The organism is Streptomyces beijiangensis, assembly GCF_017315755.1.
GTDB lineage: Bacteria > Actinomycetota > Actinomycetes > Streptomycetales > Streptomycetaceae > Streptomyces > Streptomyces beijiangensis.
Window position 1 is genome coordinate 1 of the sequence record NZ_JAFLRJ010001684.1, and the last position, 262, is coordinate 262.

Genomic DNA, 262 nt, shown 5'->3' on the forward strand with positions numbered 1-262 from the left:
GTGGTGGTGACGACCAGCGGGATCTCCAGTACGGTCGCCGCCCGTGCCAGGGCCACCACGTTGTGCTTCAGCTCGCCGACCGGGATGTCCCGGACGCCGGACAGAAGGCCCACCTGGTGGTCGACCAGCACCACAGCGGCGTTCTCCCGGGTGATCGGCTCCAGGAACTTGCTGTGCTCGCTCATCTTGGCGCTCCTTTGAGGTTGAGCCACAGCCTCATTGGTCACTAAAATTGATAGTCACTTTTAGTGACATTTCGAAG

Annotated in this window: 1 pseudogene; it reads right to left on the reverse strand. The window is 60.7% G+C overall.

What is annotated here, in order from left to right:
* Positions 1-185: pseudogene (locus J0695_RS43225) on the reverse strand (isochorismatase family protein); the annotation flags it as partial.
* Positions 186-262: the final 77 nt, after the last annotated feature.